This is a genomic window from Pseudescherichia sp., from assembly GCF_032052675.1.
Taxonomy (GTDB): domain Bacteria; phylum Pseudomonadota; class Gammaproteobacteria; order Enterobacterales; family Enterobacteriaceae; genus Pseudescherichia.
Genome location: NZ_DAMBWA010000016.1, coordinates 36,753 through 61,578, shown reverse-complemented (window position 1 = coordinate 61,578; position 24,826 = coordinate 36,753). Strand labels below are relative to the sequence as shown.

The window sequence follows — 24,826 nt, the reverse complement described above, 5'->3', positions numbered from 1 at the left end:
CGGCGGCAGCGTACAATCTATCACTCCAGGTAGAACACCTCTTGTAGCTCGGCGCTGACCGGGCTGTTATCTGCGTTGGCGGGCATCACGTCGCGCATATGCTGCCACCAGCGCTGGCAGACGTCGGTATTGGCGACCGCGTTCCAGCGCTCCTCGGACTCGATCTCCACGGTGGCAAACAGCAGATTACGTGCCTTATCGAGATAGATAGCGTAATGATGCGCACCGTGATCCTTCAGCACCGCCTCCAGCTCGGGCCAGATAGGATTGTGGCGACGCTCGTACTCTTCGTGCGCGTTAGCGTTGACCTGCATGACAAACGCTTTACGGATCATAATGCCTCCAGATAGAGCTCACGCACCTCGTCGCGGCTGGCCGTGCGCGGGTTACAGGGCGCGCACGGATCGGCCAGCGCCTTATCCAGCCAGCCTTCGATATCCTCTTTCGTCACACCAAGCTGGCTAAAACCGGAGGGAATACCTACGCGGGTGCTGAGGGCGCGAATAGCGTTAATGGCTTCCATGCTGGCGGCCTCGTCGCTCATGCCGCGAGTATCGACCCCCATCGCCTGGGCGATACGGGCAAAGCGCGCCACCGCATTCGGACGATTAAAATTCTCGATAATCGGCAGCAGGATAGCGTTGCAGACGCCGTGAGGCAGGTTATGCGTCGCTCCCGGCTGATGCGCCAGAGCGTGTACCAGGCCCAGCCCGGCGCTGTTAAAGGCCATCCCCGCCAGATACTGGCCGAAGGCCATCTGCTCCCGAGCTTCGATGTTTTGTCCATCGTCGACCGCCTTCGGCAGCCAGAGGTTGATCAGGCGAATCGCCTCCAGCGCATTGGCGTCCGTTAGCGGATGCGCGCCGACGGAGACAAACGCCTCTATCGCATGGGTCAGAGCATCCATGCCGGTGGCAGCGGTGACCGAGGCCGGGATCGCCAGCATTACGCTGGCATCGTCTACGGCGATATCTGGAATAATGTTTGAGTCGATAATCACCTCTTTCACCTGACGTGCCGAGTCGATGATCACCGCGTTGCTGGTCATCTCCGCCGCCGTACCGGCAGTGGTATTGATGGCGACCAGCGGCACGCCGGCGTTAACCACTTTACCGACGCCGGAGTAGGCAGTTGAGGGGCCTGGGTTGGTCGTGAGGATTTTTATGGCCTTCGCGGTATCGATCGGACTGCCGCCGCCGAAGGCGATGATGTAATCGCACTGCGCCGATTGATAGGCCGCGTAGCCCTCCTGCACCAGCGCCTCGGTGGGGTTGGGGAAGACGCTATCAAACAGATGATATGGCATCCGGTGCGCATTCAGGGCGGTAAACAGGCTATCGAGTAGGCCCAGCTTAACCAGCTGGCTGTCGGTGACAACCAGCGCCTTTCCCCACTGCTTGTTTGCTACCAGATTAACCATATCGCCAATTGCACCTGCGCCATGCAGGCTGATTTTAGGCAGTGCCAACATAAAGCTCATGATAGATCTCCGTTAATTACTTTGATTTTGTTAAATTCGTCTTCGCTGCAAAATCCGGCGGGTGATGATCGGCAGGGAGATAACCACAATCAGCATCGCGCCGATGATGATCGACATGACGATGCCCGGGACGTTGAGCAGGCTCAGGCCAAAGGTCACCAGTCCCATCAGGAAGGCGGCGATAATCACACCCACCATGCTGCCGGAGCCGCCGAGAATATTAACCCCGCCCAACACCGCCATCGTCACCACTGCCAGCTCCCAGCCGGTAGCGATAGTGGGGCGGGTGCTGCCGAGGCGCGAGGTGAGCAGCACCGAGGCCAGCCCGGCCATCAGCCCTACCAGAGCAAAGAGCAGCAGATTGTGACGCTTGACGTTGATACCGGAGTACCATGCCCCGGTCGGGTTATTACCAATGGCGTAGGTGCGGCGGCCAAAGTTAGTGCGGTGCAGCACGAACGCGAAGATGCCCGCCAACACGATAAAGAGCGCAAACTCAAACGACAGCGCCCCCCAGACGTAGCCCTGGCCGAACCAGGCAAAGCTCTCGGGATAGTCATTTAACGCCTTATCACCAAGCAGAATGTAGGTGATGCCGCGATAGAGGCTCATGGTGCCGATGGTGATGACGATAGAGGAGAGATTAAACCGCGTCACCAGCAGGCCGTTGAATAGCCCGCACAGCAGTCCCACGCCTAATCCCACCATCACCAGCAGTGGCGTATCCACCCCTGCCTGAGCGCAAAAGCCCATCACGGTGGAGCTAAGGGCAATGGTAGAGGCCACCGACAGGTCAATCTCTCGAGCGATAATCAGCATCGCCATCGGCAGCACGATGATCGCCTTCTCGGTGAAGTTGAAGGTGGCGTCAGAGAGGTTCCAGATATTGAGAAAGTAGGGTGACGCGAAGGCGTTAATTAAAAACACCAGCAGCGTGACGGCGAGTAAGAAACCCTCCCAGCACAGGAGCCGTTTCAGCAGCGGCAGCGTTGCAGGCGTGCCGCCCACCCCATCAGTGGTTAACATTTTGCTCATGGTTTCACCGCCTGTTTCTGTCGGGCCAGCGCCGCATCGCGCAGGATCAGCCGACCTTTACGTTTATTGCCGCGCTCGTTAAGCAGAACCGCTATTACAATCACCGTGCCGGAGATGGCCATCTGCCAGAAGGGCGAGATGCCGATCACCGGCAGCGCGTTGTTGATCACGCCGAGGAACAGGGCGCCAAACAGGCAGCCGAGCACGCGGCCCGTGCCGCCCATCGTGCTGACCCCGCCGATCACGCAGGCGGCCACCACCTGCAGTTCAAAGCCGTTGGCGACGTCGACATAGGCAACGGCGAAGCGGGAGATCCACAGGTAGCCGCAGAAACCGGCCAGCGCCCCGGAGAGGCAGAAGCTGACGAACTGCATTTTTCCGGCGTTGATACCGGTGTAGTAGGCCGCCGTGGCATTGCCGCCAGCGGTATAGAGCGCCCGCCCGGTGCGGCTGTAGCGCAGGAAGTAGCCCACCACCAGCAGCGCAGCGATGGCACACCAGCTCAGCAGCGGCAGCCCCAGCACGCTGGCGCGCGGCAGGGCAAGGAAATCGCCACTCATCTGGTGGGAGTTGATCCAGCCCCCGTCGGAGAGCAGAAAGATAATGCCGCGATAGATGCTCATAGTGCCCAGCGTCACCACAATCGCCGGGATCCCCATCTTCCACACCAGCAGGCCGTTGATCATGCCCATCACCAGCCCAAGGCCGGTCGCTAGGATCAGCAGCGCCCAGACCGGAATGTCAGGATGGTGGAAGTTGAGCAGGGCGACGATCATGCCGGTCAGCGCCAGGTTGGCGGCCATCGACAGGTCAATGCCTTTGGTCAGCAGTACCATCATCTGGCCGAGGGCGAGAATAATCAGGATCGCCGTATCGTTAAACATCTCCGCCAGGTTGCCGGGCGCGATAAACGACGGCACGCGGCTGCCGATAGCCAGCACCATCAGGACAATCACCGCGGCCAGCAGCGCCTCGCGGTTTTTAAGCAGTTGTTGCCACATTATGCTGCCTCCTGTTTCGCACCGCTGGCGGCGCTAACGATGGTCTCTGCCGTAGCTTCACCCGCCGCGTATTCAGCAACCATTCGCCCCTCGTGCATCACCACAATCCGGTCGGCCATGCCCATCACTTCCGGCAGCTCTGAGGAGACCATGATCACCGCCAGCCCCTGGCCGACCAGCTCGGACATAAACTGATGTACGGCGGCTTTTGAGCCGATATCGATACCTTTGGTTGGCTCATCGAGGATGATGACGTCCGGGTGCGTGGCGAGCCATTTGCCAATTACCACCTTCTGCTGGTTACCGCCGGAGAGCGTCTCTACCGGCTGTTTCCAGCTGAACGCTTTAACCTGAAGCCGTCTGGCATATTCGTCGGCGAGTTGCCACTCGCGGTCGTCGTGCAGCACGCCGTTTGGATTGAGCCTGCTGAGCTGCGGCAGGCTGATGTTCTGGGCGATGGGCAGGGCAATGATCGCTCCCTGCTTCTGCCGCTCCTCCGGTACGCAGACGATGCCGGCCCGAATAGCGTCTGCAGGCTGGTGAAACTGCACCGCCTTGCCGTTAAGCACAATCTCGCCGGAGGAGGGGCGCGATACGCCGGAGAGCGCCTGCATCAGCTCGGTACGGCCTGCGCCGACCAGCCCGTAAAAGCCGAGGATCTCACCCTTGCGCAGGGTAAAGCTGATGTGGGCAAACTCGGTGGGATGGCAGAGATCTTTCACCTCCAGCACCGTTTCGCCAGGATCGCAGGCGATCTTGGGATAGGTCTGGGTAATAGCGCGGCCTACCATCATCGCCACCATTCGCTCTTCGCTGATCTCGCTCATCGCCCCGGAGCCAACGTACACCCCGTCGCGTAGGATGGTGTAGTGATCCGCCAGCTCAAAAATCTCGTCGAACTTGTGGGAGATAAACAGGATCGCTTTGCCCTCCTGCTTCAGGCGCTCAACGATCTGGTAGAACTCCAGAATCTCATGCTGGGAGAGCGCGGCGGTGGGTTCGTCGAGGATCACTACCTGCGCATCAAAGGAGAGGGCACGCGCAATGGCGACCATGTGGCGCTGGGCGATGCTCAGTGTTTTCAGGGTCGCGTGGGGATCGATCTGCACCTCAAGGCGGTCCAGGATATCCCGTGCCTTCTGGTGCATAGCGGGCCAGTCGAGCTTTTTCAAAAAGCCTCTATATAGATACTGGCCGACAAAAATGTTCTCCGTCACCGACAGCTCATCAAACAGCACGGTCTCCTGGTGGATCGCCGTGATGCCCACCCGATGGGCGGATTCTGGCGTCGGAAGCTGAATGGGGATCGCCTTATAGAGGATTTCGCCCTCTTCAGGCTGATAGATGCCGGTCATCACCTTAACCAGCGTGGATTTGCCTGCGCCGTTTTCACCAATCAGCGCGGTGACTTTGCCAGGCCAGAGGTCAAGCTGTACGTTCTCAAGGGCGCGCACGCCGGGGAACACCTTGGTGATCCCCTTGAGCTGAAGCAGTGGTGTCATGATAGTTCTCCATCACGGGGGACTTTGTATGCCGGATGGCGCTACGCTTATCCGGCGTACAAATCACATCAGAAAATTTTGGAAAACTTATCAATATTGCTGGCATCGTAGACGAACGGTTCGGACATTGCGCCGCTGCCGTCAGCATCCAGCTTCACCTTACCAAGCTTGCCCATATTGGCTTCGGTTTTGGTGGCCGTGCCTTTGACCAGATCGTCAGCCAGGTAGGTCGCGGCATAGCCCAGATCGATCGGGTTCCAGATAGCAAAGCTCTTGGTTGCGCCAGACTTCACCGCGCCCGCCATCTCCGACGGCAGGCCTAATCCGGTCACGTACACCTTGCCAATCTTGCCCTGATCTTTCACCGCCTGGGCAGCGGCCACGATGCCCACCGAGGATGGAGAGACGATCACCTTCAGGTCCGGATAGGTCTTCAGCAGGCCGACCGCTTCGCGGTAGCTCTTATCGGAGAGGTCATCGCCGTAGGCCACCGTCACCAGGTTAACGGAGGGGTACTTCGGCAGCACCTTTTTCATCTCTTCAATCCAGATGTTCTGGTTGGTCGAAGTTGGGGTCGCGCTAAGGATCGCCACGTCGCCCTTCTCCACGTTCAACGCCTTCAACGCCTCGGCGGCGAGCTTAACGTTAGTTTCACCAATCAGAGCGTTATTTGATGGGTTGAGATGGATCTGGCGACCCGCTTTCGCCACGCCGGAGTCCCACGACACCACTTTGATGCCGCGCTGCATCGCTTTTTTCAACACCGGCACGACCGCATCCGGATCGTTTGCCGAGATGGCGATCGCATCCACACCCTGGGCGATCAAACCGTTCAGCACTTCGATCTGCGCCTCCGCCGTGGTGGTGGTCGGGCCGGTATAAATGACTTTCACATCTCCTAACTCTTTGGCCGCCTCCTGGGCACCGACGTTTGCTGCCTCAAAAAAACCATTGCCGAGGGATTTTGCGACCAGGGCAATTTTGACTTCTGCTAGTGCGGAACCGGACAACGCCAGAGCGGCAACGGTGAGGATCAAGCTTGTCTTTATTCTCATTGCTTTTACTCCACTGATATTGAGTTAGTTGTGTAGGGCTTGCAGGTGTGGCTTCGCCCCGTCTCAGTGAGCGGGGCGCGATGTTCTTATTTATAAAGCTCGAGTGCGCTGGCCATCGGCGTCACGCCAAAGCGTTTGCCGAGGGCAATCAACTCCTCCTGAGTGATGGTCTGCTTCATGCCGCCCATCGAGTAGACCTTCACCAATACTTCGGCAGACTTCTCGGCGGTGTCGATCAGGCCAAAGGCTTCGTCCAGCGTTGGACCGCTGCCAAAGACGCCGTGGAACGGCCACAGCACCAGCGAGTGCCGGGACATCTGCGCTGCGGTGGCCTGGCCAATTTCATCGGTGCCCGGGACCATCCAAGGCAGAATGCCAACGCCGTCAGGAAACACAACCAGGCATTCGGTACTGCCTTCCCACAGTTTGCGGGTGATCACATCCGTATCGTTTTCCAACACATAGGTGAGGGCGATCAGGTTGGTGGCGTGGCAGTGCATAATCACACGGTCTTTGCCGTCGGTGGCCTTGATGCGCTCGCAGTGGGAGAGGAAGTGCGCCGGCAGTTCGGAGGTGGGAACGGCTTCGTCGGTCAACCCCCAGAGAATGTGGTAGCCCGCGCCGTCGCTGTCGACCTTAACGATGCCTAAGTTAGCGACCGGGTCGAGCTGCACGTTACGGAAAAACTTGCCGGAGCCGGTAACGATAAACGGCGTATTAGCCAGCAGCGGCATCGGCTGGCTCAGGGCGATATAGCGCGGGCTGGCGTGGAATTCAGCTTCAAACGGGGCGATATCTCCGTCGTCCAGGCGCAGGGTCAGGTTACCGCCGTTGCGCTCGTCCCAGCCCTTCAGCCAGGCGTCAGAGGTCGCTTTGATCATCCCCTGGACGAACCAGGCGTTGGTGATAGTCTGCATAGTCTCTCTATTCCTTCAAAATGCCGGGTGGCGCTGCGCTGACCCGGCCTACGGTCGTTTGTAGGCCCGGCAAGCAGAGCGCCGCCGGGCAATGTCTTTATTTGCGATTTGCTAATACGTCTTGCTCATAGGCCCGCACGCTGTCCAGCCACTGGCTCCCCGCCGGGGTATCGTGGCGCTGGCAGTACATCTCCCAGACCGCCTGCCACGGCAGCGATTTTTGCTCCTCCAGCAGCGCCAGACGGGCGGTATAGTCGCCCTCGGCTTCCAGAGCGCGCAGCTGAGCGGTCGGCTCCAGCAGGGCACGCAGCAGGGCTTTTTTCATGTTACGGGTGCCAATCACCCATGCGGCGATGCGGTTGATCGACGCATCAAAGAAGTCGAGGCCAATGTGTACCCGGTCAAAGAGATCGTGGCGGACGATTTCGCTGGCGATGGCCTGAGTTTCGTCATCCAGCAGCACTACGTGATCGCTGTCCCAGCGCACCGGGCGGCTAACGTGCAGCAGCAGGCGCGGGATATAGAGCATGGCAGCGGAGATCTTGTCGGAGATCACCTCCGTCGGATGGAAGTGGCCTGCATCCAGGCAGAGCGCGGTCTGCCGGCTAGTGGCATAGCCCATGTAAAACTCGTTCGAGCCGACGGTGTAGCTCTCCGCACCGATGCCAAACAGCTTGCTCTCTACGGCATCGATGTGATGATCCAGGCTCAGCTTTTCGCTCAGGGCCTCATCCAGCGCGGCGAGCAGGCGCTGGCGCGGCGCAAGGCGGTCAACGGTGACATCTTTCATGCCGTCCGGAACCCAGATGTTCATCACCGACGGCGTGCCCAGCTGCTCGCCAAAGTACGCCGAGACGCGACGGCAGGCTTTAACGTGGTCGATCCAGAACTGGCGGATCTCGTCGTTGGCGTGGGAGAGGGTAAAGCCATCGGCGCTCAGCGGGTGCGAGAAGCAGGAGGGGTTAAAGTCCAGGCCCAGCTTCTGCGCTTTTGCCCACGCCACCCAGTTTGTAAAGTGCTCGGGCCTGATGGCGTTACGCTCCACCGGCGTCTCTGACTCAAGGTAGATGGCATGCAGATTCAGGCGTTTTGGTCCGGGGATCAGGCTCAGGGCCTGTTCCAGATCCGCCCGCAGCTCCTGGGCGCTGCGCGCTTTGCCGGGGTAGTTACCGGTGGCCTGGATCCCGCCGGTCAGGCCGCCCTGCGGGTTCTCAAACCCGGCCACGTCGTCGCCCTGCCAGCAGTGCATGGAGACCGGCAGGCGATCGAGCTGGCGCAGCGCCTCCTCAACGTCAACGCCTACCGCGGCAAACCGCTGCTTAGCCAGTTCCCAGGCTTGTTCAATTGGAGTGGTCATGCGCAAAGCTCCTTTCTCTGTTGTTTGGTTTGAAACTGCGCAGCGTGGCGGGCAATTTCACTGTCAGGTTGTGGAATGAAGGTTGTCAGGTGGTAATTGGCCGTTACGACCTGACGGAAAGCGTCGACGTTGTCTAGTTCTTCCAGGGTCATTAGCTGAATACCGATATTGCCCAGCGTCGAAGCTTCGACGGGGCCAGCGACGACGGTGACGCCGCAGGCGTCGGCGCAGAGCTGGTTGAGGAGACGGTTCTGGCAGCCGCCGCCGACGATATGCAGCTGGCTGAACGGCCTGCCGCGCAGCGTTGCCAGTTCGCCGAGCACGTCGGCATAGAGCAGGGCAAGGCTGTCGAAGATACAGCGCGCCAGCCCGGCGGGACCTTCTGGCTCAGGCTGGCCGGATCCACGGCAGGCGGCGCGGATCTCAGCGCTCATGTTTTGCGGGTTGATAAAACGCTCGTCGTTGGGGTTAATCAGGATCCGGCAGGCGGTTAGCTGCTCGGTATCAGCAATCAGGGCAGGCAGGTCGGTCACGTTCTGCTCTTTCAGCACCCGCTGCAGCAGCCACAGGCCCATGATGTTTTTCAGCACCCGGTAGCGCCCTTCGGCACCGCCCTCGTTGGTGATATTGGCCGCCAGCGCCGCCTCGTTGGTATAGGGGGTTTGGCTCTCAAAACCCATCAGGGACCAGGTGCCAGAGGAGAGGTAGGCGCTGTCCGCATCGCTCAGCGGCGAGGCGATCACCGCGCTGGCGGTATCATGGCTGGCGACGGCTACGACCGGGATCGCCGTTCCCTGCAGGCTTAGCCAGTGACCAATCACCCTGCCCGGCTGGGTTGGTGTGCCAAACCAGGCTTTGTCAGCACCGGTCCAGGCCAGCAGCTCCTCATCCCAGTTATGGCTATTGATATTCACCAGCTGGGTGGTGGTGGCGTTGGTGTACTCCCAGTTCATCTTGCCCGTCAGGCGAAAGCTGAAGTAGTCGGGGATCAGCAGGGCATGCGCCACCTGCGCTACCTGCTCTGGCTGCTGCTCGACAAAGGCACGCAGCTGGTAGAGCGTATTGAACGGCAGAAACTGGATGCCGCTGCGTTGATAGATCGTCTCTCTGCCGAGCTGTGCCTGAGCGCTGGCCATCACGCCGTGCGTGCGCCCGTCGCGGTATGACACCGGCAGACCGACGCGCTGGCCGTGCTTATCAAGCAGTACATAGTCCACGCCCCAGGTATCAATGCCGATGCTGTCGATCTGAATGCCCTGCGCGCTGACCTTGTTTAGCCCAAGGCGGATCTCACTCTCCAGGCTGTCGATATCCCAGGTAGCAAAGCCGTCCACGTTTTGCAGGCAGTTGACGAAGCGGTGAATTTCACGCAGCGACAGGGCGCGCTGTTCACTGTCGTAACGCGCCAGCATTACGCGTCCACTGGATGCGCCGAGATCGACTGCGACACAATGGCGAAAGGTCATAGTGGAGTCCTTCTGAGAGTCAATGGCGACAGTCTACGAACCCCCTTAACGGCGCACCTTCTTGCTATGGACAGACAAAATTGGGCGCTGGCAAGAAAGCAAAGATGAACGTGATAGTGTTCACAATTTCCAGTAATAGCGCCCCTCACAGCGGATGTGACGCCAGCCGCATTTCCGGATCTTTCACACCGTTTCTTGAAAAAGCGACCGGGTTTGCGCGCTTTGACGTCAAAAATTCAAGGTGGGATTGTCAGCCCTTCATTACTCTTTTTGGCATGTTCTCCAGTTCAGGAAGCCATCATGACCGTACTACACAGCGTGGATTTTTTTCCTTCAGGTAAAACGCCTGTGGCTATCGAGCCGCGCCTTCCCCAGTCGGCGTTTCCTGAACATCACCATGATTTTCATGAGATTGTTATCGTTGAGCATGGATCGGGCATTCACGTCTTTAACGGCCAGCCCTACTCCATCAGCGGGGGGAGCGTCTGCTTTATCCGCGACCATGACAGACACCTTTACGAGCACACGGATAATCTCTGCCTGACCAACGTGCTCTACCGCTCGCCAGAGGCGTTCCAGTTCCTGGCAGGCCTGAACCAGCTGCTGCCTCAGGAGCAGGACGGACACTACCCCTCTCACTGGCGAGTTAACCAGGGAGCGCTACAGCAGGTGCGGCAGATTGTCAGCCAGATGGAGCAGAGCGGCGAGGAGGAGGGAACTGCCGCTCTTGCCAGCCGGGAGATCCTGTTTATGCAGCTGCTGGTGCTGCTGCGTAAGAGCAGCCTTGAAGAGGGCGCTGTTAACAACGATGCCCGCCTGAACCAGATGATGGCGTGGCTGGAAGATCACTTTGCGGATGAGGTCTGCTGGGAGTCTCTTGCCGACCGTTTCGCTCTCTCACTGCGTACGCTGCACCGTCAGCTGAAGCAGCACACGGGAATGACCCCGCAGCGCTACTTGAATCGCCTGCGCCTGATTAAAGCCCGCCACCTGTTGCGCCACAGCGATGAGAGCGTTACTGACATTGCGTTTCGCTGCGGTTTCGGCGACAGCAATCACTTTTCGACCCTTTTTCGCCGGGAGTTTAGCTGGTCACCGCGGGATATTCGCCAGGGGCGGGACACGCCGCTGCAATAGCCGTAAACGAGAAGGCAGTCACCGTTTTTTTGCTAAAAAACAGCTAAATATAGAAGGTTGAAGGCAGTTGAGGTGACGCTGTGGCAGGCCAGTTAATTTTGCGGAGAGAGGATTTTTTTGCCAGGCCTTGGCAGGCGGTCGCGGTGGCCGATCGCTATCCGCAAAACGTCTTTGCTGAACACGCCCACGAGTTTAACGAGCTGGTGCTGGTCTGGCGCGGCAACGGCCTGCATATTCTTAACGATCGTCCCTACCGCATTACCCGGGGCGATCTCTTCTATATCCGTGCCGAGGATCGTCACGCCTACGCCTCAGTAAACGATCTGGTTCTGCAAAATATTATCTACTGCCCGGAGCGGCTGACGCTCAACCTTGACTGGGCCGCGCATATTCCCGGCCTGGACGGCGGGGAGCCGATACCTTACTGGCGCATCGGCAGCAGCGGCATGGCCCAGGCGCGGCAGGTGATTAGCCAGCTGGAGCATGAGAGCGCCAAAGCGGATCCGCTTTCCGATCCGCTGGCGGAGACCCTGTTTGCCCAGCTCATATTAACCCTGAAGCGCCATCGCTACGCCACCGATAATCTTTCGGCGACCCGCAGCGAAGCGTTGCTGGATAAGCTTATTACTGCCCTGGCCAGCAGCCTTAACCGTGCCTTTTTGCTTGAACAATTTTGTGAGCAAAATCAGTGTAGTGAGCGTACACTACGTCAGCAGTTTCGTACCCAGACCGGCATGACAATCAATAACTACCTGCGCCAGCTGCGCATCTGTCATGCCCAGTATCTGCTGCAGCACAGCGAGCTGATGATCGGTGAAATTGCCACACGCTGTGGTTTTGAAGACAGCAACTATTTTTCCGTGGTTTTTACCCGTGAAACCGGCGTGGCGCCTAGCCAGTGGCGGCACCGTAGCAGATCACTCCCGGGCACATAACAAAAGGTTATAACCATATAAAAACTACGGCATTGATAAACATTTTCAACACTACTTAATTAACTATAATGAACCAACTGCTTACGCGGCGTTAACAGTATCGCCGCCCGACAATTAATGGAGATGATTATGAGTTACACACTGCCATCACTGCCGTACGCTTATGATGCACTGGAACCACACTTCGATAAGCAGACGATGGAAATCCATCACACTAAACATCACCAGACCTACGTTAACAACGCTAACGCTGCGCTGGAAAGCCTGCCGGAGCTGGCTAACCTGCCGGTAGAAGAGCTGATCGCAAAACTGGATCAGGTTCCGGCTGACAAGAAAACCGTACTGCGTAACAACGCGGGCGGCCACGCCAACCACAGCCTGTTCTGGAAAGGCCTGAAAACCGGCACTACCCTGCAGGGTGAACTGAAATCCGCTATCGAGCGCGACTTCGGCTCCGTTGAGAAATTCAAAGAAGAGTTCGAGAAAGCAGCGGCAACCCGCTTCGGCTCTGGCTGGGCATGGCTGGTACTGAAAGGCGACAAACTGGCCGTTGTCTCTACTGCAAACCAGGATAGCCCGCTGATGGGTGAAGCTATTTCTGGCGCATCCGGCTTCCCGATCCTGGGCCTGGACGTGTGGGAACATGCTTACTACCTGAAATACCAGAACAAACGCCCGGACTACATCAAGGCATTCTGGGAAGTGGTGAACTGGGACGAAGCTGCTGCCCGTTTCGCTGCTAAAAAATAAGGTTGCATTGCTACCGGTGAAAAGCGAGTCTAATGACTCGCTTTTTTTGTCTCTGGATAAGGCGCGGTGATGCACCATCAGGTTAACGTTTTTACCGGAAAAGTAAGAAATTACGAGGGCAGTCGGCCAAGCGCCATTGCCAAAGTGCAGGTTGACGGCGAGCTGGCGTTAACTGAGCGGGGGCTTGCGGGAGATGAGCAGGCCGAGAAGAAGATCCACGGCGGGCCGGATCGTGCTTTGTGCCACTATCCACGCGAGCACTATCGCGAGTGGGCAAGCGCATTTCCTGAACAGGCGGAACGCTTTGTTGCGCCGGCGTTTGGCGAGAACCTCTCTACCGAGGGGCTAACTGAGCAAAACGTCTACATTGGGGATATCTTTCACTGGGGCGAGGCGCTGATTCAGGTGACCCAACCGCGTTCGCCCTGCTTCAAGGTTAACTACCATTTTGCCATTCATGATCTCTCTTCCCTGATGCAAGAGAGCGGGCGCACGGGCTGGCTCTACCGGGTGATTGCCCCGGGCAACGTCTCCGGCGATGCCCCCTTTGAGCTGGTTTCCCGCTGTAGCGACGTGAGCGTCTATGAGGCAGCCGCTATCGCCTGGCATCTGCCGTTTGACGACGAGCAGTACCACCGTCTGCTCTCTGCCGCTGGCCTCTCGGTGAGCTGGGCGAGAACCATGCAGAAACGACGCCTGAGCGGCAAAATTGAGAGCTTTGCGCCCAGACTGTGGGGCAGGAAAGCGTAGGCCGGGGTCGCCCGGCCTGGATATTACGAACGCTTATGCAGCGGCAGCCAGATCGTGAGGCGTAAGCCGCCCAGCGGGCTGTCGTCGGCCTTCACCCAGCCGCGGTGCTGCTGAATCGCCGTCTCAACAATCGCCAGCCCCAGCCCGGTACCGCCGGATTCACGATCGCGCGCCTCGTCGGTACGATAGAACGGGCGGAAAATCTGCTCGCGATCCTCCGCACTGACGCCCGGCCCATCGTCATCGACGTTAACCGTCACGCCCTCTTTATCCACCGCAAAGCTCACCTCAATCCTGGTATGTGAATAGCGCAGGGCGTTACGCACGATATTTTCCAGGGCGCTCTCCATTGCGCTCGGGTTACCGTAAAGCGGCCACGGCCCCGGCGGGAAGTTAACGGTAAGGGATTTCCCCATCTGCTCGGCTTCAAAGGCGGCGTTATCCAGCACGTCTTTCCACAGATGATTAGCCTTAACGGTCTCGCTCAATAGCGCATTTTTCTGCTGGTTGCGCGACATGACCAGCAGATCGTTGATCATGCTGTCGAGGCGCTGCGCTTCGGTCTCAATGCGGGCCAGCTCCTTGCTCTCGCCGCTGCGGCGGCGCAGCAGGGCGGTGCCCAGCTGTAAACGCGTTAGCGGGGTGCGCAGCTCGTGAGAGATGTCAGAGAGCAGGCGCTGCTGGGTTGTCATCATCCGCTCAAGGGCGGTTACCATCTGGTTAAAGCTGGCCCCGGCGGCAAGAAACTCCTGCGGACCGGACTCCAGCTCCGGATGCTGGCGCAGGTTACCTTGCGCGACCTCGTCCGCCGCGTTTTTCAGCTTGCGCGCCGGTTTTGCCAGGCTCCATGCCAGCCAGAGCAGCAGCGGAGAGCTGATCAGCATGGTAACAATCAGCAACAGGAGCGGTCGGTCAAACAGCAGGTTGATAAAATCGGACTGGGAACTGCTCGCCGGACGGATGAGGTAGAGCTGGTAGTTATCTTCCCCGTCGCGGATGGAAAACGGCCCTACCAGCTCTACCCGTCCATATTTTTTCTTCTGCGGATGATCAGAGTTATCCGCCTGGCCAATAAAGTTACGAATGATCTGCATTTCACTGCGTTCAGCGCCGATCACCCGGCCTTCACTGGTCACCAGCAGCAGGCGCTGCCCCGGCGGTGCCCACTTATCAATTGCGCGAAACAGCCGCCGCCACCACATCAAATCGTTTGGTGGATCGAGGGCCAGCTCCGCCTCAACGTGCTGCTCTATCATGACGCCCTGACGCTGCTCGCTATCCAGCAGCTCCGTCATTTGCCGGGAGTCCAGCTTAGGCACCATTAATACCAGCATGAGCACCAGTGCCAGCGTTAGCCAAAAAATAGCAAAGATGCGTGCCGTCAAACTTCCTATCATGAAGCTGCAACCATCAGATAGCCGCGTCCGCGCAGCGTTTTAAACCACGGATGGCCATCTTTACGCTCCGGCAGCTTACGACGCAGGTTAGAGATATGCATATCGATCGCGCGATCGAACGGCGTCAGGCGTTTCCCCAGGACCTCCTGGCTAAGATGCTCTCTGGAGACGACCTGGCCCAGGTGCTGCGCCAGCAGATAGAGCAGGGTGAACTCGGTACCGGTAAGCTCCAGCGACTGGCCATCAAAGCTGGCCTCCTGGCGGCCCGGGTTGAGGCTCAGGGCGTCCACTTCCAGCGTTGGTGAGCCGTTATCGCTGTTCTGCTGCTGCTCGCTCCAGTGCGAACGCCGCAGGATAGCGCGGATACGGGCCACCAGCTCGCGATCGTTAAAGGGTTTAGGCAGATAGTCGTCCGCGCCCAGCTCAAGGCCGAGAACGCGATCCAGCTCGCTGCCGCGCGCCGTCAGCATAATGACGGGGGTCTGGTGTGTCTGGCGTAGCTCTTTAAGGGTGTCGATACCATTCTTCTTTGGCATCATTACGTCGAGCAAAAGCAGATCGATGCTGTCGTCCAGGAGGTCGAGCGCCTGCTCCCCGTCATGGGCAACCTGCACATTGAAGCCTTCCATGTCGAGCAGCTCCTTTAAAAGGGAAGTAAGCTCTCGGTCATCGTCAACTAACAAAATTTTATTCATTATTTAAATACCTCCGAGGCAGAAATTACGTCATCAAGGCGCGCTAATCCATGACTTTACGTTGTTTTACACCCCCTGACGCTAGTTTGCAGCCTGAATCGTAGACTGAGTTCAGTTGATTGGCGACACAAACGATTTTGGGAGCAAGTGATGCGCATTGTTACCGCTGCCGTCATGGCCTCAACGCTGGCGTTAAGTACGGTTGGCCACGCAGCTGAAGTCGTAACAGGCGATAACTGGCATACGTCGGAAGAACTTGCACCGCGTAATACCCAGAGTCATATGTTTGACGGCATCAGTTTAACCGAGCATCAACGCCAGCAACTGCGTGATTTGATGCAACAGGCAAGGCATAAGCTGCCCCCTGTTAATGTTAGCGAAATCGAGACTATGCACGACCTCGTGACCGCAGAAAAATTTGATGAAAACGCCGTACGCGCTCAGGCAGAAAAGATGGCGCAGGAGCAGGTTGCCCGTCAGGTCGAAATGGCCCGGGTTCGCAACCAGATGTACCACCTGCTTACGCCCGAGCAACAGGCGGTTTTACATGACAAGCACCAACAGCGGATCGCTCAGCTGCGCGACGTTGCAAAAATGCAGCAGGACTCTCCGCTAACGTTATCGAGTAGCAGTACCGGTAGTAAGTAGTAACCAGTAACAACCCTGTTTTCCTTGCCATAGACACCATCCCTGTCTTCCCCCTCATGATGAGGGGGTTTTTTTTGCCCTTAATCTCCTTGCCGCGAGCAAAACACCCCCGTTTTTTGTCACATTGCCTGATTTATCATCCGTTATACTACCCCTGTGTCCGGACAGGAGTGCGTATGAATCAAATGTATGGGCAGCTGGTGAGCCGGGCAGCCATTGCCGCGACGGTAATGGCCTCGTTGCTGCTGGTGATCAAAATTTTTGCGTGGTGGTACACCGGGTCGGTGAGCGTGCTGGCGGCGCTGGTGGATTCGCTGGTGGATATCGCCGCCTCGCTGACCAACCTGCTGGTGGTGCGCTACTCCCTCCAGCCAGCGGATGATGAGCACACCTTCGGGCATGGCAAGGCCGAGTCGTTGGCAGCGCTGGCGCAGAGCATGTTTATCTCCGGCTCGGCGCTGTTTCTCTTTTTAACCGGTATTCAGCACCTTGCCCGTCCGGAACCGATGAATGCGCCGCAGATTGGCATCATCGTAACTCTGGTCGCGCTGGTGTGTACTGTGATCCTCGTCACTTTTCAGCGCTGGGTAGTGCGAAAAACGCAAAGCCAGGCCGTGCGCGCCGATATGCTTCATTATCAGTCTGATGTTATGATGAATAGCGCTATTCTCGTCGCGCTGGGCCTGTCCTGGTATGGCTGGCACTGGGCGGATGCCCTCTTTGCACTGGGTATCGGCGCTTATATCCTCTATAGCGCGCTACGCATGGGGTATGAAGCGGTCCAGTCGCTGCTGGATCGCGCCCTGCCCGATGAGGAGCGGCAGGAAATAATTGCTATCGTTACCCGCTGGCCTGGGGTCAGCGGGGCGCACGATCTTCGCACGCGGCAGTCAGGGCCGACCCGCTTTATTCAGATTCATTTGGAAATGGACGACAACCTCCCGCTTGTTCAGGCGCATCTGGTGGCCGAGCAGGTTGAAGAGGCCATATTGCGCCGTTTCCCGGGTTCTGATGTGATAATCCATCAGGATCCTTGTTCCGTTGTACCCCAGGGCGCGGTGTCTGGCATCGAGGCCAGGTAACAAGGTGTAAAAAGGTGAGTCAGGCCAGCATTTTGTGTATAAATTACCGCCATTTGGTCTGACCTGAATCAATTCAGCCAGGAGAGATTGATATACTATGCGCAGCATAGCTATTCACTCCCCAGGGCGTCGCTTCGGGCAAGAATTTATTTTGCATTCCTAAGTTCAGAGGTAGTCATGATTAAGAAAATCGGTGTGTTGACAAGTGGCGGTGATGCGCCTGGCATGAACGCTGCAATTCGTGGCGTAGTCCGGGCAGCATTAACTGAAGGTCTGGAAGTTTGCGGCATTTACGACGGCTATCTGGGCCTGTATGAAGACCGTATGGTGCAGCTCGACCGCTACAGCGTCTCTGACATGATCAACCGTGGCGGCACGTTCCTTGGCTCTGCTCGCTTCCCGGAGTTCCGTGAAGAGCACATCCGCGCCGTGGCTATCGAAAACATGAAAAAACGCGGCATCGACGCGCTGGTGGTCATCGGCGGCGACGGCTCCTATATGGGGGCGAAACGCCTGACCGAAATGGGCTTCCCCTGCATCGGCCTGCCGGGCACTATCGATAACGACGTTGCCGGTACCGACTACACCATCGGCTACTTCACCGCGCTGCATACGGTGGTTGAAGCGATTGACCGCCTGCGTGACACCTCCTCTTCCCACCAGCGTATCTCTATCGTTGAAGTGATGGGCCGTTACTGTGGCGATCTGACCCTGGCGGCGGCTATCGCCGGTGGCTGCGAGTTTATCGTCCTGCCAGAAGTCGAGTTTAATCGTGAAGATCTGGTGAGCGAAATCAAGGCTGGCATCGCGAAGGGTAAAAAGCACGCTATCGTCGCCATTACCGAGCACATCTGTGATATCGACGAGCTGGCGAAGTACATCGAGTCCGAGACCAAACGCGAAACCCGTGCCACCGTTCTCGGCCACATCCAGCGCGGCGGCTCTCCGGTTCCTTACGACCGTATTCTGGCTTCCCGTATGGGTGCCTACGCCATTGAACTGCTGCTGCAGGGCCACGGCGGCCGCTGCGTCGGTATTCAGAACGAGAAGATGGTGCACCACGACATCATCGACGCTATCGAAAATATGAAGCGTCCGTTTAAAGGCGACTGGCTGGACTGCGCTAAAAAGCTTTACTGATTCAAGGTATCCCTCCCCAACCGGGGAGGGACGTTCTCTTTATTCCCCTTCGTTATAGCCAATCTTTTTTTATTCTTTAATCATTGATTCGCTTTCTGGCACGCTGAGTCCATCACAACACAACTCAACATATAAGAGAGTGAGCGATGAACAAATGGGGTGTAGGGTTAACGTTGCTGCTGGCCTCCGGCAGCGTTCTGGCAAAGGACATTCAGCTTTTAAACGTCTCATACGATCCAACGCGTGAGCTGTACGAGCAGTATAACAAGGCATTCAGCGCGCACTGGAAGCAGGAAACCGGTGATAACGTGACGATCCGCCAGTCGCACGGCGGCTCTGGCAAACAGGCTACCTCCGTTATTAACGGCATCGAAGCCGATGTGGTAACCCTGGCGCTAGCCTATGACGTTGACGCCATCGCCGAGCGTGGACGCATCGATAAAAACTGGATCAAACGCCTGCCGGATAACTCCGCACCCTATACCTCCACCATCGTTTTCCTGGTGCGTAAAGGTAACCCGAAACAGATCCACGACTGGAACGATCTGATTAAGCCGGGCGTGTCGGTGATCACGCCGAACCCGAAAAGCTCCGGCGGCGCACGCTGGAACTACCTGGCGGCGTGGGGCTACGCTCTGCACCACAACAACAATGACCAGGCTAAAGCGCAGGAGTTTGTGAAAGCGCTGTTCAAGAACGTGGAAGTGCTCGACTCCGGCGCACGTGGTGCGACCAATACCTTCGTCGAGCGCGGCATTGGCGACGTGCTGATCGCCTGGGAGAACGAGGCGCTGCTGGCGACTAACGAGCTGGGCAAAGACAAGTTTGAAATTGTCACCCCGAGCGAATCTATTCTCGCCGAGCCGACCGTCTCTGTGGTCGACAAAGTCGTTGAGAAGAAAGAGACCAAAGCCGTGGCTGACGCCTATCTGAAGTATCTCTACTCGCCGGAAGGGCAGGAGATTGCAGCGAAAAACTTCTATCGTCCGCGTAACCCGGACGTAGCGAAGAAATATGACAGCGAGTTCCCGAAACTCAAGCTGTTCACCATTGATGAAGAGTTTGGTGGCTGGACAAAAGCCCAGAAAGAGCACTTCTCCAACGGTGGTACCTTCGACCAAATCAGCAAGCGTTAAGCGTAACGGCCCTGCGGGGCCGTTTTTTTGCCCCACCATTAATGGCGTTTACTGAACCCTCCTGTCGCCGTAGACTCGGTGAAAAAATAGCAGGAGACAGGCATGTCACTCTGGTTAACGCACCCTCTGTTCCTTCCCTCACTGATTATCGGCATCACTATTGTCCTTTGGGCCGCCTCTCTGCTGCCTGAGTTCATTACCGCGCTGCTCTTCTTTGCCGCCGCTATGGTGGCCAAAATCGCCCCGGCGGACGTTATCTTCGGCGGCTTTGCCTCGTCGGCGTTCTGGCTGGTCTTTAGCGGCTTTGTGCTGGGCGTGGCGATCCGCAAAACCGGGCTGGCGGACCGGGCGGCAAGGGCCATCTCGGCGAAGCTGACCGATTCGTGGCTATTGATGGTGGGCAGCGTGGTGCTGCTGAGCTATGCGCTGGCCTTTGTCATGCCGTCAAACATGGGACGCATCGCCCTGCTGATGCCCATCGTTGCCGCGATGGCGGCGCGAGCCGGGATCCACGAAGGGACGCGGGCATGGTTTGGCCTGGCATTGGCGGTGGGCTTTGGCACTTTCCAGCTCTCCGCGACGATCCTGCCCGCTAACGTGCCGAACCTGGTGATGAGCGGCGCGGCGGAAGGGGCATTTGGTATTCATCTCAACTATGTTCCCTATCTGCTGCTGCACACGCCGGTGTTGGGCATCCTGAAAGGGCTCATTCTGATTGCGCTTATCTGCTGGCTCTTTCCCGGTAAGCCGCATGCGGCGCGGGATCTTGAACCCGCTACGCCGATGAGCCGGGACGAGAAGCGGCTCGCCTGGATGCTGGCGGTGGTGCTTATTCTGTGGGTAACGGAGAGCTGGCACGGGATTGGCCCGGCATGGACCGGTCTGGCGGCGGCCTGCGTCACGCTGCTGCCGCGCATCGGCTTTATTAACGGCGAGGAGTTCGCCACCGGGGTCAATATCCGCACCTGTATCTACGTGGCGGGGATTTTAGGCCTGGCGATCACGGTAACGCAGACCGGCATTGGCCGCGCCGTCGGTGACGCGCTGCTGCATATTATGCCGCTGGATCCACAAAATCCGTTTACCAGCTTTGCCGCCCTGACCGGCATTACCACTGCGCTTAACTTTATCATGACCGCCAACGGCGTCCCGGCGCTCTATACCAGCCTGGCGCAAAGTTTCTCTGACGCCACCGGTTTCCCGCTGCTGTCGACGATTATGATTCAGGTACTGGGGTACTCGACGCCGCTGCTGCCGTATCAGGCCTCGCCGATTGTGGTGGCGATGGCGCTAGGCAAGGTGCCTGCCCGGGCGGGGATGCTGCTCTGTCTGGCGCTGGCGGTGGCAACGTATCTGGTGCTGCTACCGCTGGACTATCTGTGGTATCAGCTGCTGGGACAGCTGTAAAAAAGCCCGGTGGCGCTAGCGCTTACCGGGCCTACACGAACATTTGCAATGCGGTAACGACGATTACGCCTGCTTAGCCGCTTCCGCTGCCTTCACAATCACTGCGAACGCGTCAGCTTTCAGGGAGGCACCGCCAACCAGCGCGCCGTCGATATCCGGCTGGGTGAACAGTTCAGCTGCGTTAGAGGCGTTAACCGAGCCGCCGTACTGGATGATCACTTGCTCAGCCACTTTCGCGTCAGCTTTCGCAATGTGGTCACGAATAAATTTATGCACCGCCTGGGCCTGCGCCGGGGTAGCGGATTTGCCGGTACCGATAGCCCATACCGGTTCGTAAGCAATCACGACGCCTTCGAACGCTGCTGCGCCCTGGGTTTTCAGCACGGCGTCGATCTGACGGGCGCACACCTCTTCGGTTTTACCCGCTTCGTTCTCTTCTTCAGTTTCACCGATGCACAGAACGGGGATCAGACCCTGCTCTTTCAGCACGGCGAATTTTTTCGCGATCAGCTCGTCAGACTCAGCATGGTAGGTGCGACGCTCAGAGTGACCGATAATGATGTACTGTGCGCCAACGTCTTTCAGCATCTCAGCGGATGTTTCACCGGTGAAGGCGCCGGAGAGGTTCACGTCGACGTTCTGCGCGCCGAGGATGATATGGCTACCCGCTGCGGCCTGTTTCGCCAGGTCCAGATACATTGCCGGCGGCGCGATTGCTACGCCGCAGCCGGTAACGCCAGCCAGCTCTTTACGCAGGTTAGCAACCAGCTCGTTTACCATGTGGCGGCTGCCGTTCAGTTTCCAGTTACCCATCACTAAAGGATGTCGCATTTTTATTCTCCACGCTTTGTCAGCGAATCAAGGAATATGGCTGCCGTTTGCAGGCAGCATGGTTGTCAAACAGTATAGAGATTCATCCCTGCAAAGGCTTTGCTTTTTATCATTTATTGTTACCTTCAGCACTATCAGATAGCGTCAGCTTAATCGGTTCAACAGCGAAGGTCAGCCCTTTTTCACCGTTATCTGCTGCAACATAGCGCAGCGCGCCCTCTGTCTCAGCATACCAGGCTTTCCCTTTGCCTTTGTTCAGCAGTTTCTGCACTTTTTGCAGGCTATTGGCTTTGGTTAGCTGCGGTGAAAAGGCGCGTAATACCGCCGCCATATACTCCAGCGCTTTGGCTTTCGCCGCTTTCTGCTCCGGTCCCTGGACTGGCAACCAGGTGATCTGCATCGACTTGATCTTCAGCGTCCCGCGCTCAAGGGCCGTTGAGGCATAGAGCGACTCGTTGATTTTGCTGGCAGCCCGCGTCAGGTTGGCGCGGTCGTTGCGTGATTCAATGGCGCGAAACTCATTGAGCGTCAGGGTGGGGTTATCGGCGTTAAATTTCTCCCGGAACTGACTAATAGATTGATCGAAGGTTGGCGCACCCGCCAGCAGATAGGGGGCCGTGGCTGCCAGGGGAACCTCTACCGCCAGCGCGGGCAGGCAACACGCCAGCCAGGCCAGTAATACGCTCCATCTTTTCATGATCTCTCCCTCTGTTTAGCTATCCCGATTAAAACGATAACCGTCTGGCTTGTCAAAAGCTGACCCGACTAAGGTAAACTACGCAGCACTACGATTATAAGGAACCTTACATGACCATACAGCAGTGGTTATTCTCATTTAAAGGGCGTATTGGACGCCGTGACTTCTGGATCTGGATAGCGCTCTGGGCGCTGTCGATGGTGGCACTCTTTTCGCTGGCGGGAAGCGGGCTGGTGGATCTGCAGCTGGCGGCCTTTGCGCTGGTCAGCCTGCTCTGGCCCACGACCTGTGTGGTGGTAAAACGGCTGCACGATCGCGGTAAATCAGGCTACTGGGCCTTGCTGCTGGTGCTGGCGTGGATGCTGCTGGCCGGGCGTTGGGATGTGCTAGGCGGCGTCTGGACGTGGGCGGTGGGGCGCTTTATCCCGACGCTGATCATGGTCATGCTGCTGGTGGACCTCGGCGCGTTTCTCGGCACGCCGGGCGAAAACAAATTTGGTAAAGCGACGCTGGACGTGAAGTTCCGTTAGTGACCAGATCCGTTAATTACCAATAGTGCTCAGCGGTCATATGGCCCGGACGGCGGCGCAGGTGTTTGGCCATCTGCCGGGTCTCTTTCAGCAGCTGCTGAGTATCCCGCACCATCTGCGGATTGCCACACAGCATCACATGGCTATCTTCCGGGCGCATTGTCAGCCCGACGGCGCGCTCTAGCTCCCCGCTCTCAATCAACGCCGGTACGCGACCGTGTAGCGAGCCGGCTACCGTTTCGCGGCTGACGACCGTCTGAATACGCAGTTTACCCTCGTAGCGCTTTTGCAGCTCCAGCATCAGCGGTAGATAGCTGAGATCTTCGGCATAGCGCGCGGCATGGACCAGCACCAGGTTTTTAAAGCGCTCCAGATCCTTCCCTTCCTGCAGAATCGACAGATAGGGGCCGATGGCCGTCCCGGTTGCCAGCATCCACAGGGTTTCACACTCGGGGATCTCCTCCAGCACAAAGAACCCGGCGGCCTCGCTCACGATCAGCACCTCATCGCCCGGCTTCAGCGCCGCAAGGCGCGGACTGAGCTTGCCGTCCGGGACGGTGACCAGGTAAAACTCCAGATTCGGATCGCTGGGGGCGTTAACGTAGGAGTAGGCGCGCTGTACGCGCTCGCCGTCAATCTCCAGACCCAGCTTGGCAAACTGGCCCGCCTTGAAGGGGTGGATGGGAGCATGAACGGTGAGACTAAAGAGCGCGTCGGTCCAGAATTCAACCTTCGTAACTTTTCCTGTAACCCAATCCGCCATGATCGTCTCCTGTTCTGTATAACCTTATCTTCGTCGCTTAAGACGAACTTTTCCAGCCCGAGCGGGCCGGAAAGCTCGATTGATCAAATGACCTCAAAGAATGTGGCGCTGTACGTCCGTATCTTTGCGATCGAGGTAGTGAATGGACTGGATCCGGCGGATAGTGCGGGATTTACCGCGGATCAGCAGGGTTTCGGTGGTGGCCATATTGCCCTTGCGGGTAATGCCGTCGAGCAGATCGCCCTTGGTGATGCCGGTAGCGGAAAAAATCACGTTATCGTTGCGCGCCATGTCGTCCAGCTGCAGCACGCTGCCTGCGTCAATCCCCATCTCTTTACAGCGTGCCAGCTCCTGCTCGCCGATGCGGCGGTTCTCTTCGCTGTCGCCCTTCACGTGATGGCGTGCCAGCAGGCGGCCCTGCATGTCACCGTCCAGCGCGCGAATGGCGGCGGCGGAGACCACCCCCTCCGGTGCGCCGCCGATACCGTAGAGCACGTCCACTTCGCTGTCAGGCATGCAGGTCAGAATGGAGGCCGCCACGTCGCCGTCCGGAATGGCAAATACGCGCACGCCGAGCTGCTGCATCTGGGCGATGACCGCATCGTGGCGCGGTTTCGCCAGGATCGTTACGGTCAGCTCGTCGAGCGGCTTGCCAAGCGCGGCCGCCACGTTACGCAGGTTCTCCTCCAGGGGCAGGTCAAGATTGATAGCGCCTTTGGCGCCAGGGCCGACAATCAGCTTCTCCATATACATATCCGGCGCGTTCAGGAAGCTGCCCTTGTCGCCCACGGCCAGCACCGCCAGCGCGTTGGCCTGGCCCATCGCCGTCATGCGGGTGCCTTCAATAGGATCAACGGCAATATCCACCGCGTCGCCCTGGCCGGTACCGACACGCTCGCCGATATAGAGCATCGGGGCTTCGTCGATCTCACCCTCGCCAATCACGATGGTCCCGTCAATATTGACCTGATTGAGCACAATGCGCATGGCGTTAACCGCCGCGCCGTCGGCAACGTTTTTATCGCCCCGGCCCAGCCATTTGTAACCGGCCAGCGCGGCCGCTTCCGTCACGCGGGAAAATTCAATCGCAAGCTCTCGTTTCATTGCACACTCGT

Annotated in this window: 25 protein-coding genes; 10 read left to right on the top strand and 15 right to left on the bottom strand. The window is 58.0% G+C overall.

All coding sequences use genetic code 11. From position 1 onward, the window contains the following. Positions 1-20 precede the first annotated feature (20 nt). From rhaM to rhaB, 9 genes are all read right to left on the bottom strand, one after another. Positions 21-335 carry an L-rhamnose mutarotase gene (rhaM, locus tag RTX96_RS18190; protein WP_042394514.1) on the bottom strand — a complete coding sequence of 105 codons (315 nt, stop codon included), beginning with the start codon at positions 333-335 and terminating at the stop codon, positions 21-23. After that, the gene (gene fucO, locus RTX96_RS18185; protein ID WP_312671729.1) at positions 332-1,480 is read right to left on the bottom strand and encodes a lactaldehyde reductase; all 1,149 of its coding nucleotides are present in this window, start codon (positions 1,478-1,480) and stop codon (positions 332-334) included. Before fucO ends, rhaM begins: the two co-directional genes overlap by 4 nt. Before the next feature lie 30 nt (positions 1,481-1,510). After that, complete coding sequence (locus RTX96_RS18180) at positions 1,511-2,515, bottom strand: ABC transporter permease (RefSeq protein WP_312671728.1); 1,005 nt, start codon at positions 2,513-2,515, stop codon at positions 1,511-1,513. Continuing rightward, a complete protein-coding gene (locus tag RTX96_RS18175; protein WP_103821694.1) occupies positions 2,512-3,516 on the bottom strand; it encodes an ABC transporter permease in 1,005 nt (334 codons plus the stop codon). The genes RTX96_RS18180 and RTX96_RS18175 overlap by 4 nt, the downstream gene beginning before the upstream one ends. Continuing rightward, positions 3,516-5,018, bottom strand: coding sequence for a sugar ABC transporter ATP-binding protein (locus RTX96_RS18170; RefSeq protein WP_312671727.1), 1,503 nt, complete (start codon positions 5,016-5,018; stop codon positions 3,516-3,518). The genes RTX96_RS18175 and RTX96_RS18170 overlap by 1 nt, the downstream gene beginning before the upstream one ends. Before the next feature lie 68 nt (positions 5,019-5,086). Next, a complete protein-coding gene (rhaS, locus tag RTX96_RS18165; protein ID WP_103821692.1) occupies positions 5,087-6,073 on the bottom strand; it encodes a rhamnose ABC transporter substrate-binding protein in 987 nt (328 codons plus the stop codon). An 86-nt stretch (positions 6,074-6,159) separates the two neighbouring features. Beyond that, a complete protein-coding gene (rhaD, locus tag RTX96_RS18160) occupies positions 6,160-6,990 on the bottom strand; it encodes a rhamnulose-1-phosphate aldolase (protein ID WP_312671726.1) in 831 nt (276 codons plus the stop codon). A 97-nt stretch (positions 6,991-7,087) separates the two neighbouring features. Then, positions 7,088-8,347 carry an L-rhamnose isomerase gene (gene rhaA / locus RTX96_RS18155; RefSeq protein WP_312671725.1) on the bottom strand — a complete coding sequence of 420 codons (1,260 nt, stop codon included), beginning with the start codon at positions 8,345-8,347 and terminating at the stop codon, positions 7,088-7,090. Continuing rightward, positions 8,344-9,813, bottom strand: coding sequence for a rhamnulokinase (gene rhaB, locus RTX96_RS18150; protein ID WP_312671724.1), 1,470 nt, complete (start codon positions 9,811-9,813; stop codon positions 8,344-8,346). Before rhaB ends, rhaA begins: the two co-directional genes overlap by 4 nt. A gap of 300 nt (positions 9,814-10,113) precedes the next feature. Between rhaB and rhaS (RTX96_RS18145) the strand changes: the two genes are divergently transcribed. From rhaS (RTX96_RS18145) to yiiM, 4 genes are all read left to right on the top strand, one after another. Then, positions 10,114-10,950 carry an HTH-type transcriptional activator RhaS gene (gene rhaS, locus RTX96_RS18145; protein WP_312671723.1) on the top strand — a complete coding sequence of 279 codons (837 nt, stop codon included), beginning with the start codon at positions 10,114-10,116 and terminating at the stop codon, positions 10,948-10,950. A gap of 80 nt (positions 10,951-11,030) precedes the next feature. Beyond that, the gene (gene rhaR, locus RTX96_RS18140; protein ID WP_312671722.1) at positions 11,031-11,885 is read left to right on the top strand and encodes an HTH-type transcriptional activator RhaR; all 855 of its coding nucleotides are present in this window, start codon (positions 11,031-11,033) and stop codon (positions 11,883-11,885) included. 129 nt (positions 11,886-12,014) lie between these two features. Next, a complete protein-coding gene (sodA, locus tag RTX96_RS18135; RefSeq protein WP_103821686.1) occupies positions 12,015-12,635 on the top strand; it encodes a superoxide dismutase [Mn] in 621 nt (206 codons plus the stop codon). A gap of 69 nt (positions 12,636-12,704) precedes the next feature. Then, complete coding sequence (gene yiiM / locus RTX96_RS18130) at positions 12,705-13,385, top strand: 6-hydroxyaminopurine reductase (protein WP_312671721.1); 681 nt, start codon at positions 12,705-12,707, stop codon at positions 13,383-13,385. A gap of 23 nt (positions 13,386-13,408) precedes the next feature. Here yiiM and cpxA read toward each other — a convergent pair whose 3' ends face one another. Both cpxA and cpxR read right to left on the bottom strand, forming a co-directional pair. Beyond that, a complete protein-coding gene (gene cpxA / locus RTX96_RS18125; protein WP_103821684.1) occupies positions 13,409-14,782 on the bottom strand; it encodes an envelope stress sensor histidine kinase CpxA in 1,374 nt (457 codons plus the stop codon). Beyond that, positions 14,779-15,477, bottom strand: coding sequence for an envelope stress response regulator transcription factor CpxR (gene cpxR / locus RTX96_RS18120; RefSeq protein WP_042394556.1), 699 nt, complete (start codon positions 15,475-15,477; stop codon positions 14,779-14,781). Before cpxR ends, cpxA begins: the two co-directional genes overlap by 4 nt. Before the next feature lie 150 nt (positions 15,478-15,627). On the opposite strand from cpxR, the gene cpxP reads away from it, so the two are divergent. The 5 genes from cpxP to RTX96_RS18095 all read left to right on the top strand — a co-directional run bounded on the left by cpxP (position 15,628) and on the right by RTX96_RS18095 (position 20,890). Then, positions 15,628-16,125 carry a cell-envelope stress modulator CpxP gene (gene cpxP, locus RTX96_RS18115; RefSeq protein ID WP_103821683.1) on the top strand — a complete coding sequence of 166 codons (498 nt, stop codon included), beginning with the start codon at positions 15,628-15,630 and terminating at the stop codon, positions 16,123-16,125. A gap of 176 nt (positions 16,126-16,301) precedes the next feature. Next, on the top strand, positions 16,302-17,207 hold the full coding sequence (fieF, locus tag RTX96_RS18110) for a CDF family cation-efflux transporter FieF (protein ID WP_312671720.1): 906 nt from the start codon (positions 16,302-16,304) through the stop codon (positions 17,205-17,207). A 177-nt stretch (positions 17,208-17,384) separates the two neighbouring features. Further along, positions 17,385-18,347 carry a 6-phosphofructokinase gene (pfkA, locus tag RTX96_RS18105; protein WP_103821681.1) on the top strand — a complete coding sequence of 321 codons (963 nt, stop codon included), beginning with the start codon at positions 17,385-17,387 and terminating at the stop codon, positions 18,345-18,347. Positions 18,348-18,493: 146 nt separating this feature from the next. Beyond that, positions 18,494-19,483, top strand: coding sequence for a sulfate ABC transporter substrate-binding protein (locus tag RTX96_RS18100; RefSeq protein ID WP_103821680.1), 990 nt, complete (start codon positions 18,494-18,496; stop codon positions 19,481-19,483). Positions 19,484-19,585: 102 nt separating this feature from the next. Further along, positions 19,586-20,890 (top strand): SLC13 family permease, encoded by a 1,305-nt coding sequence (locus tag RTX96_RS18095; RefSeq protein WP_312671719.1) that lies wholly within the window; start codon positions 19,586-19,588, stop codon positions 20,888-20,890. Between the two features lie 63 nt (positions 20,891-20,953). On the opposite strand, the gene tpiA is transcribed toward RTX96_RS18095, so the two are convergent. Then, positions 20,954-21,721 (bottom strand): triose-phosphate isomerase, encoded by a 768-nt coding sequence (gene tpiA / locus RTX96_RS18090; RefSeq protein ID WP_042394578.1) that lies wholly within the window; start codon positions 21,719-21,721, stop codon positions 20,954-20,956. 109 nt (positions 21,722-21,830) lie between these two features. Beyond that, positions 21,831-22,418, bottom strand: a complete 588-nt coding sequence (locus RTX96_RS18085; protein ID WP_103821678.1) for a DUF1454 family protein — start codon at positions 22,416-22,418, stop codon at positions 21,831-21,833. Between the two features lie 110 nt (positions 22,419-22,528). On the opposite strand from RTX96_RS18085, the gene RTX96_RS18080 reads away from it, so the two are divergent. After that, a complete protein-coding gene (locus RTX96_RS18080) occupies positions 22,529-22,948 on the top strand; it encodes a DUF805 domain-containing protein (RefSeq protein ID WP_042394584.1) in 420 nt (139 codons plus the stop codon). Between the two features lie 16 nt (positions 22,949-22,964). Here RTX96_RS18080 and fpr read toward each other — a convergent pair whose 3' ends face one another. Both fpr and glpX read right to left on the bottom strand, forming a co-directional pair. Beyond that, complete coding sequence (gene fpr / locus RTX96_RS18075) at positions 22,965-23,711, bottom strand: ferredoxin--NADP(+) reductase (RefSeq protein WP_103821676.1); 747 nt, start codon at positions 23,709-23,711, stop codon at positions 22,965-22,967. A 93-nt stretch (positions 23,712-23,804) separates the two neighbouring features. Then, positions 23,805-24,815, bottom strand: coding sequence for a class II fructose-bisphosphatase (gene glpX / locus RTX96_RS18070; RefSeq protein ID WP_312269561.1), 1,011 nt, complete (start codon positions 24,813-24,815; stop codon positions 23,805-23,807). Positions 24,816-24,826: the final 11 nt, after the last annotated feature.

Bases quoted from the DNA above. Each gene is read 5' to 3' on its own strand.
- rhaM (WP_042394514.1), bottom strand. From the start codon at position 335: ATGATCCGTAAAGCGTTTGTCATGCAGGTCAACGCTAACGCGCACGAA.
- fucO (WP_312671729.1), bottom strand. From the start codon at position 1,480: ATGAGCTTTATGTTGGCACTGCCTAAAATCAGCCTGCATGGCGCAGGT.
- RTX96_RS18180 (WP_312671728.1), bottom strand. From the start codon at position 2,515: ATGAGCAAAATGTTAACCACTGATGGGGTGGGCGGCACGCCTGCAACG.
- RTX96_RS18175 (WP_103821694.1), bottom strand. From the start codon at position 3,516: ATGTGGCAACAACTGCTTAAAAACCGCGAGGCGCTGCTGGCCGCGGTG.
- RTX96_RS18170 (WP_312671727.1), bottom strand. From the start codon at position 5,018: ATGACACCACTGCTTCAGCTCAAGGGGATCACCAAGGTGTTCCCCGGC.
- rhaS (WP_103821692.1), bottom strand. From the start codon at position 6,073: ATGAGAATAAAGACAAGCTTGATCCTCACCGTTGCCGCTCTGGCGTTG.
- rhaD (WP_312671726.1), bottom strand. From the start codon at position 6,990: ATGCAGACTATCACCAACGCCTGGTTCGTCCAGGGGATGATCAAAGCG.
- rhaA (WP_312671725.1), bottom strand. From the start codon at position 8,347: ATGACCACTCCAATTGAACAAGCCTGGGAACTGGCTAAGCAGCGGTTT.
- rhaB (WP_312671724.1), bottom strand. From the start codon at position 9,813: ATGACCTTTCGCCATTGTGTCGCAGTCGATCTCGGCGCATCCAGTGGA.
- rhaS (WP_312671723.1), top strand. From the start codon at position 10,114: ATGACCGTACTACACAGCGTGGATTTTTTTCCTTCAGGTAAAACGCCT.
- sodA (WP_103821686.1), top strand. From the start codon at position 12,015: ATGAGTTACACACTGCCATCACTGCCGTACGCTTATGATGCACTGGAA.
- yiiM (WP_312671721.1), top strand. From the start codon at position 12,705: ATGCACCATCAGGTTAACGTTTTTACCGGAAAAGTAAGAAATTACGAG.
- cpxA (WP_103821684.1), bottom strand. From the start codon at position 14,782: ATGATAGGAAGTTTGACGGCACGCATCTTTGCTATTTTTTGGCTAACG.
- cpxR (WP_042394556.1), bottom strand. From the start codon at position 15,477: ATGAATAAAATTTTGTTAGTTGACGATGACCGAGAGCTTACTTCCCTT.
- cpxP (WP_103821683.1), top strand. From the start codon at position 15,628: ATGCGCATTGTTACCGCTGCCGTCATGGCCTCAACGCTGGCGTTAAGT.
- fieF (WP_312671720.1), top strand. From the start codon at position 16,302: ATGAATCAAATGTATGGGCAGCTGGTGAGCCGGGCAGCCATTGCCGCG.
- pfkA (WP_103821681.1), top strand. From the start codon at position 17,385: ATGATTAAGAAAATCGGTGTGTTGACAAGTGGCGGTGATGCGCCTGGC.
- RTX96_RS18100 (WP_103821680.1), top strand. From the start codon at position 18,494: ATGAACAAATGGGGTGTAGGGTTAACGTTGCTGCTGGCCTCCGGCAGC.
- RTX96_RS18095 (WP_312671719.1), top strand. From the start codon at position 19,586: ATGTCACTCTGGTTAACGCACCCTCTGTTCCTTCCCTCACTGATTATC.
- tpiA (WP_042394578.1), bottom strand. From the start codon at position 21,721: ATGCGACATCCTTTAGTGATGGGTAACTGGAAACTGAACGGCAGCCGC.
- RTX96_RS18085 (WP_103821678.1), bottom strand. From the start codon at position 22,418: ATGAAAAGATGGAGCGTATTACTGGCCTGGCTGGCGTGTTGCCTGCCC.
- RTX96_RS18080 (WP_042394584.1), top strand. From the start codon at position 22,529: ATGACCATACAGCAGTGGTTATTCTCATTTAAAGGGCGTATTGGACGC.
- fpr (WP_103821676.1), bottom strand. From the start codon at position 23,711: ATGGCGGATTGGGTTACAGGAAAAGTTACGAAGGTTGAATTCTGGACC.
- glpX (WP_312269561.1), bottom strand. From the start codon at position 24,815: ATGAAACGAGAGCTTGCGATTGAATTTTCCCGCGTGACGGAAGCGGCC.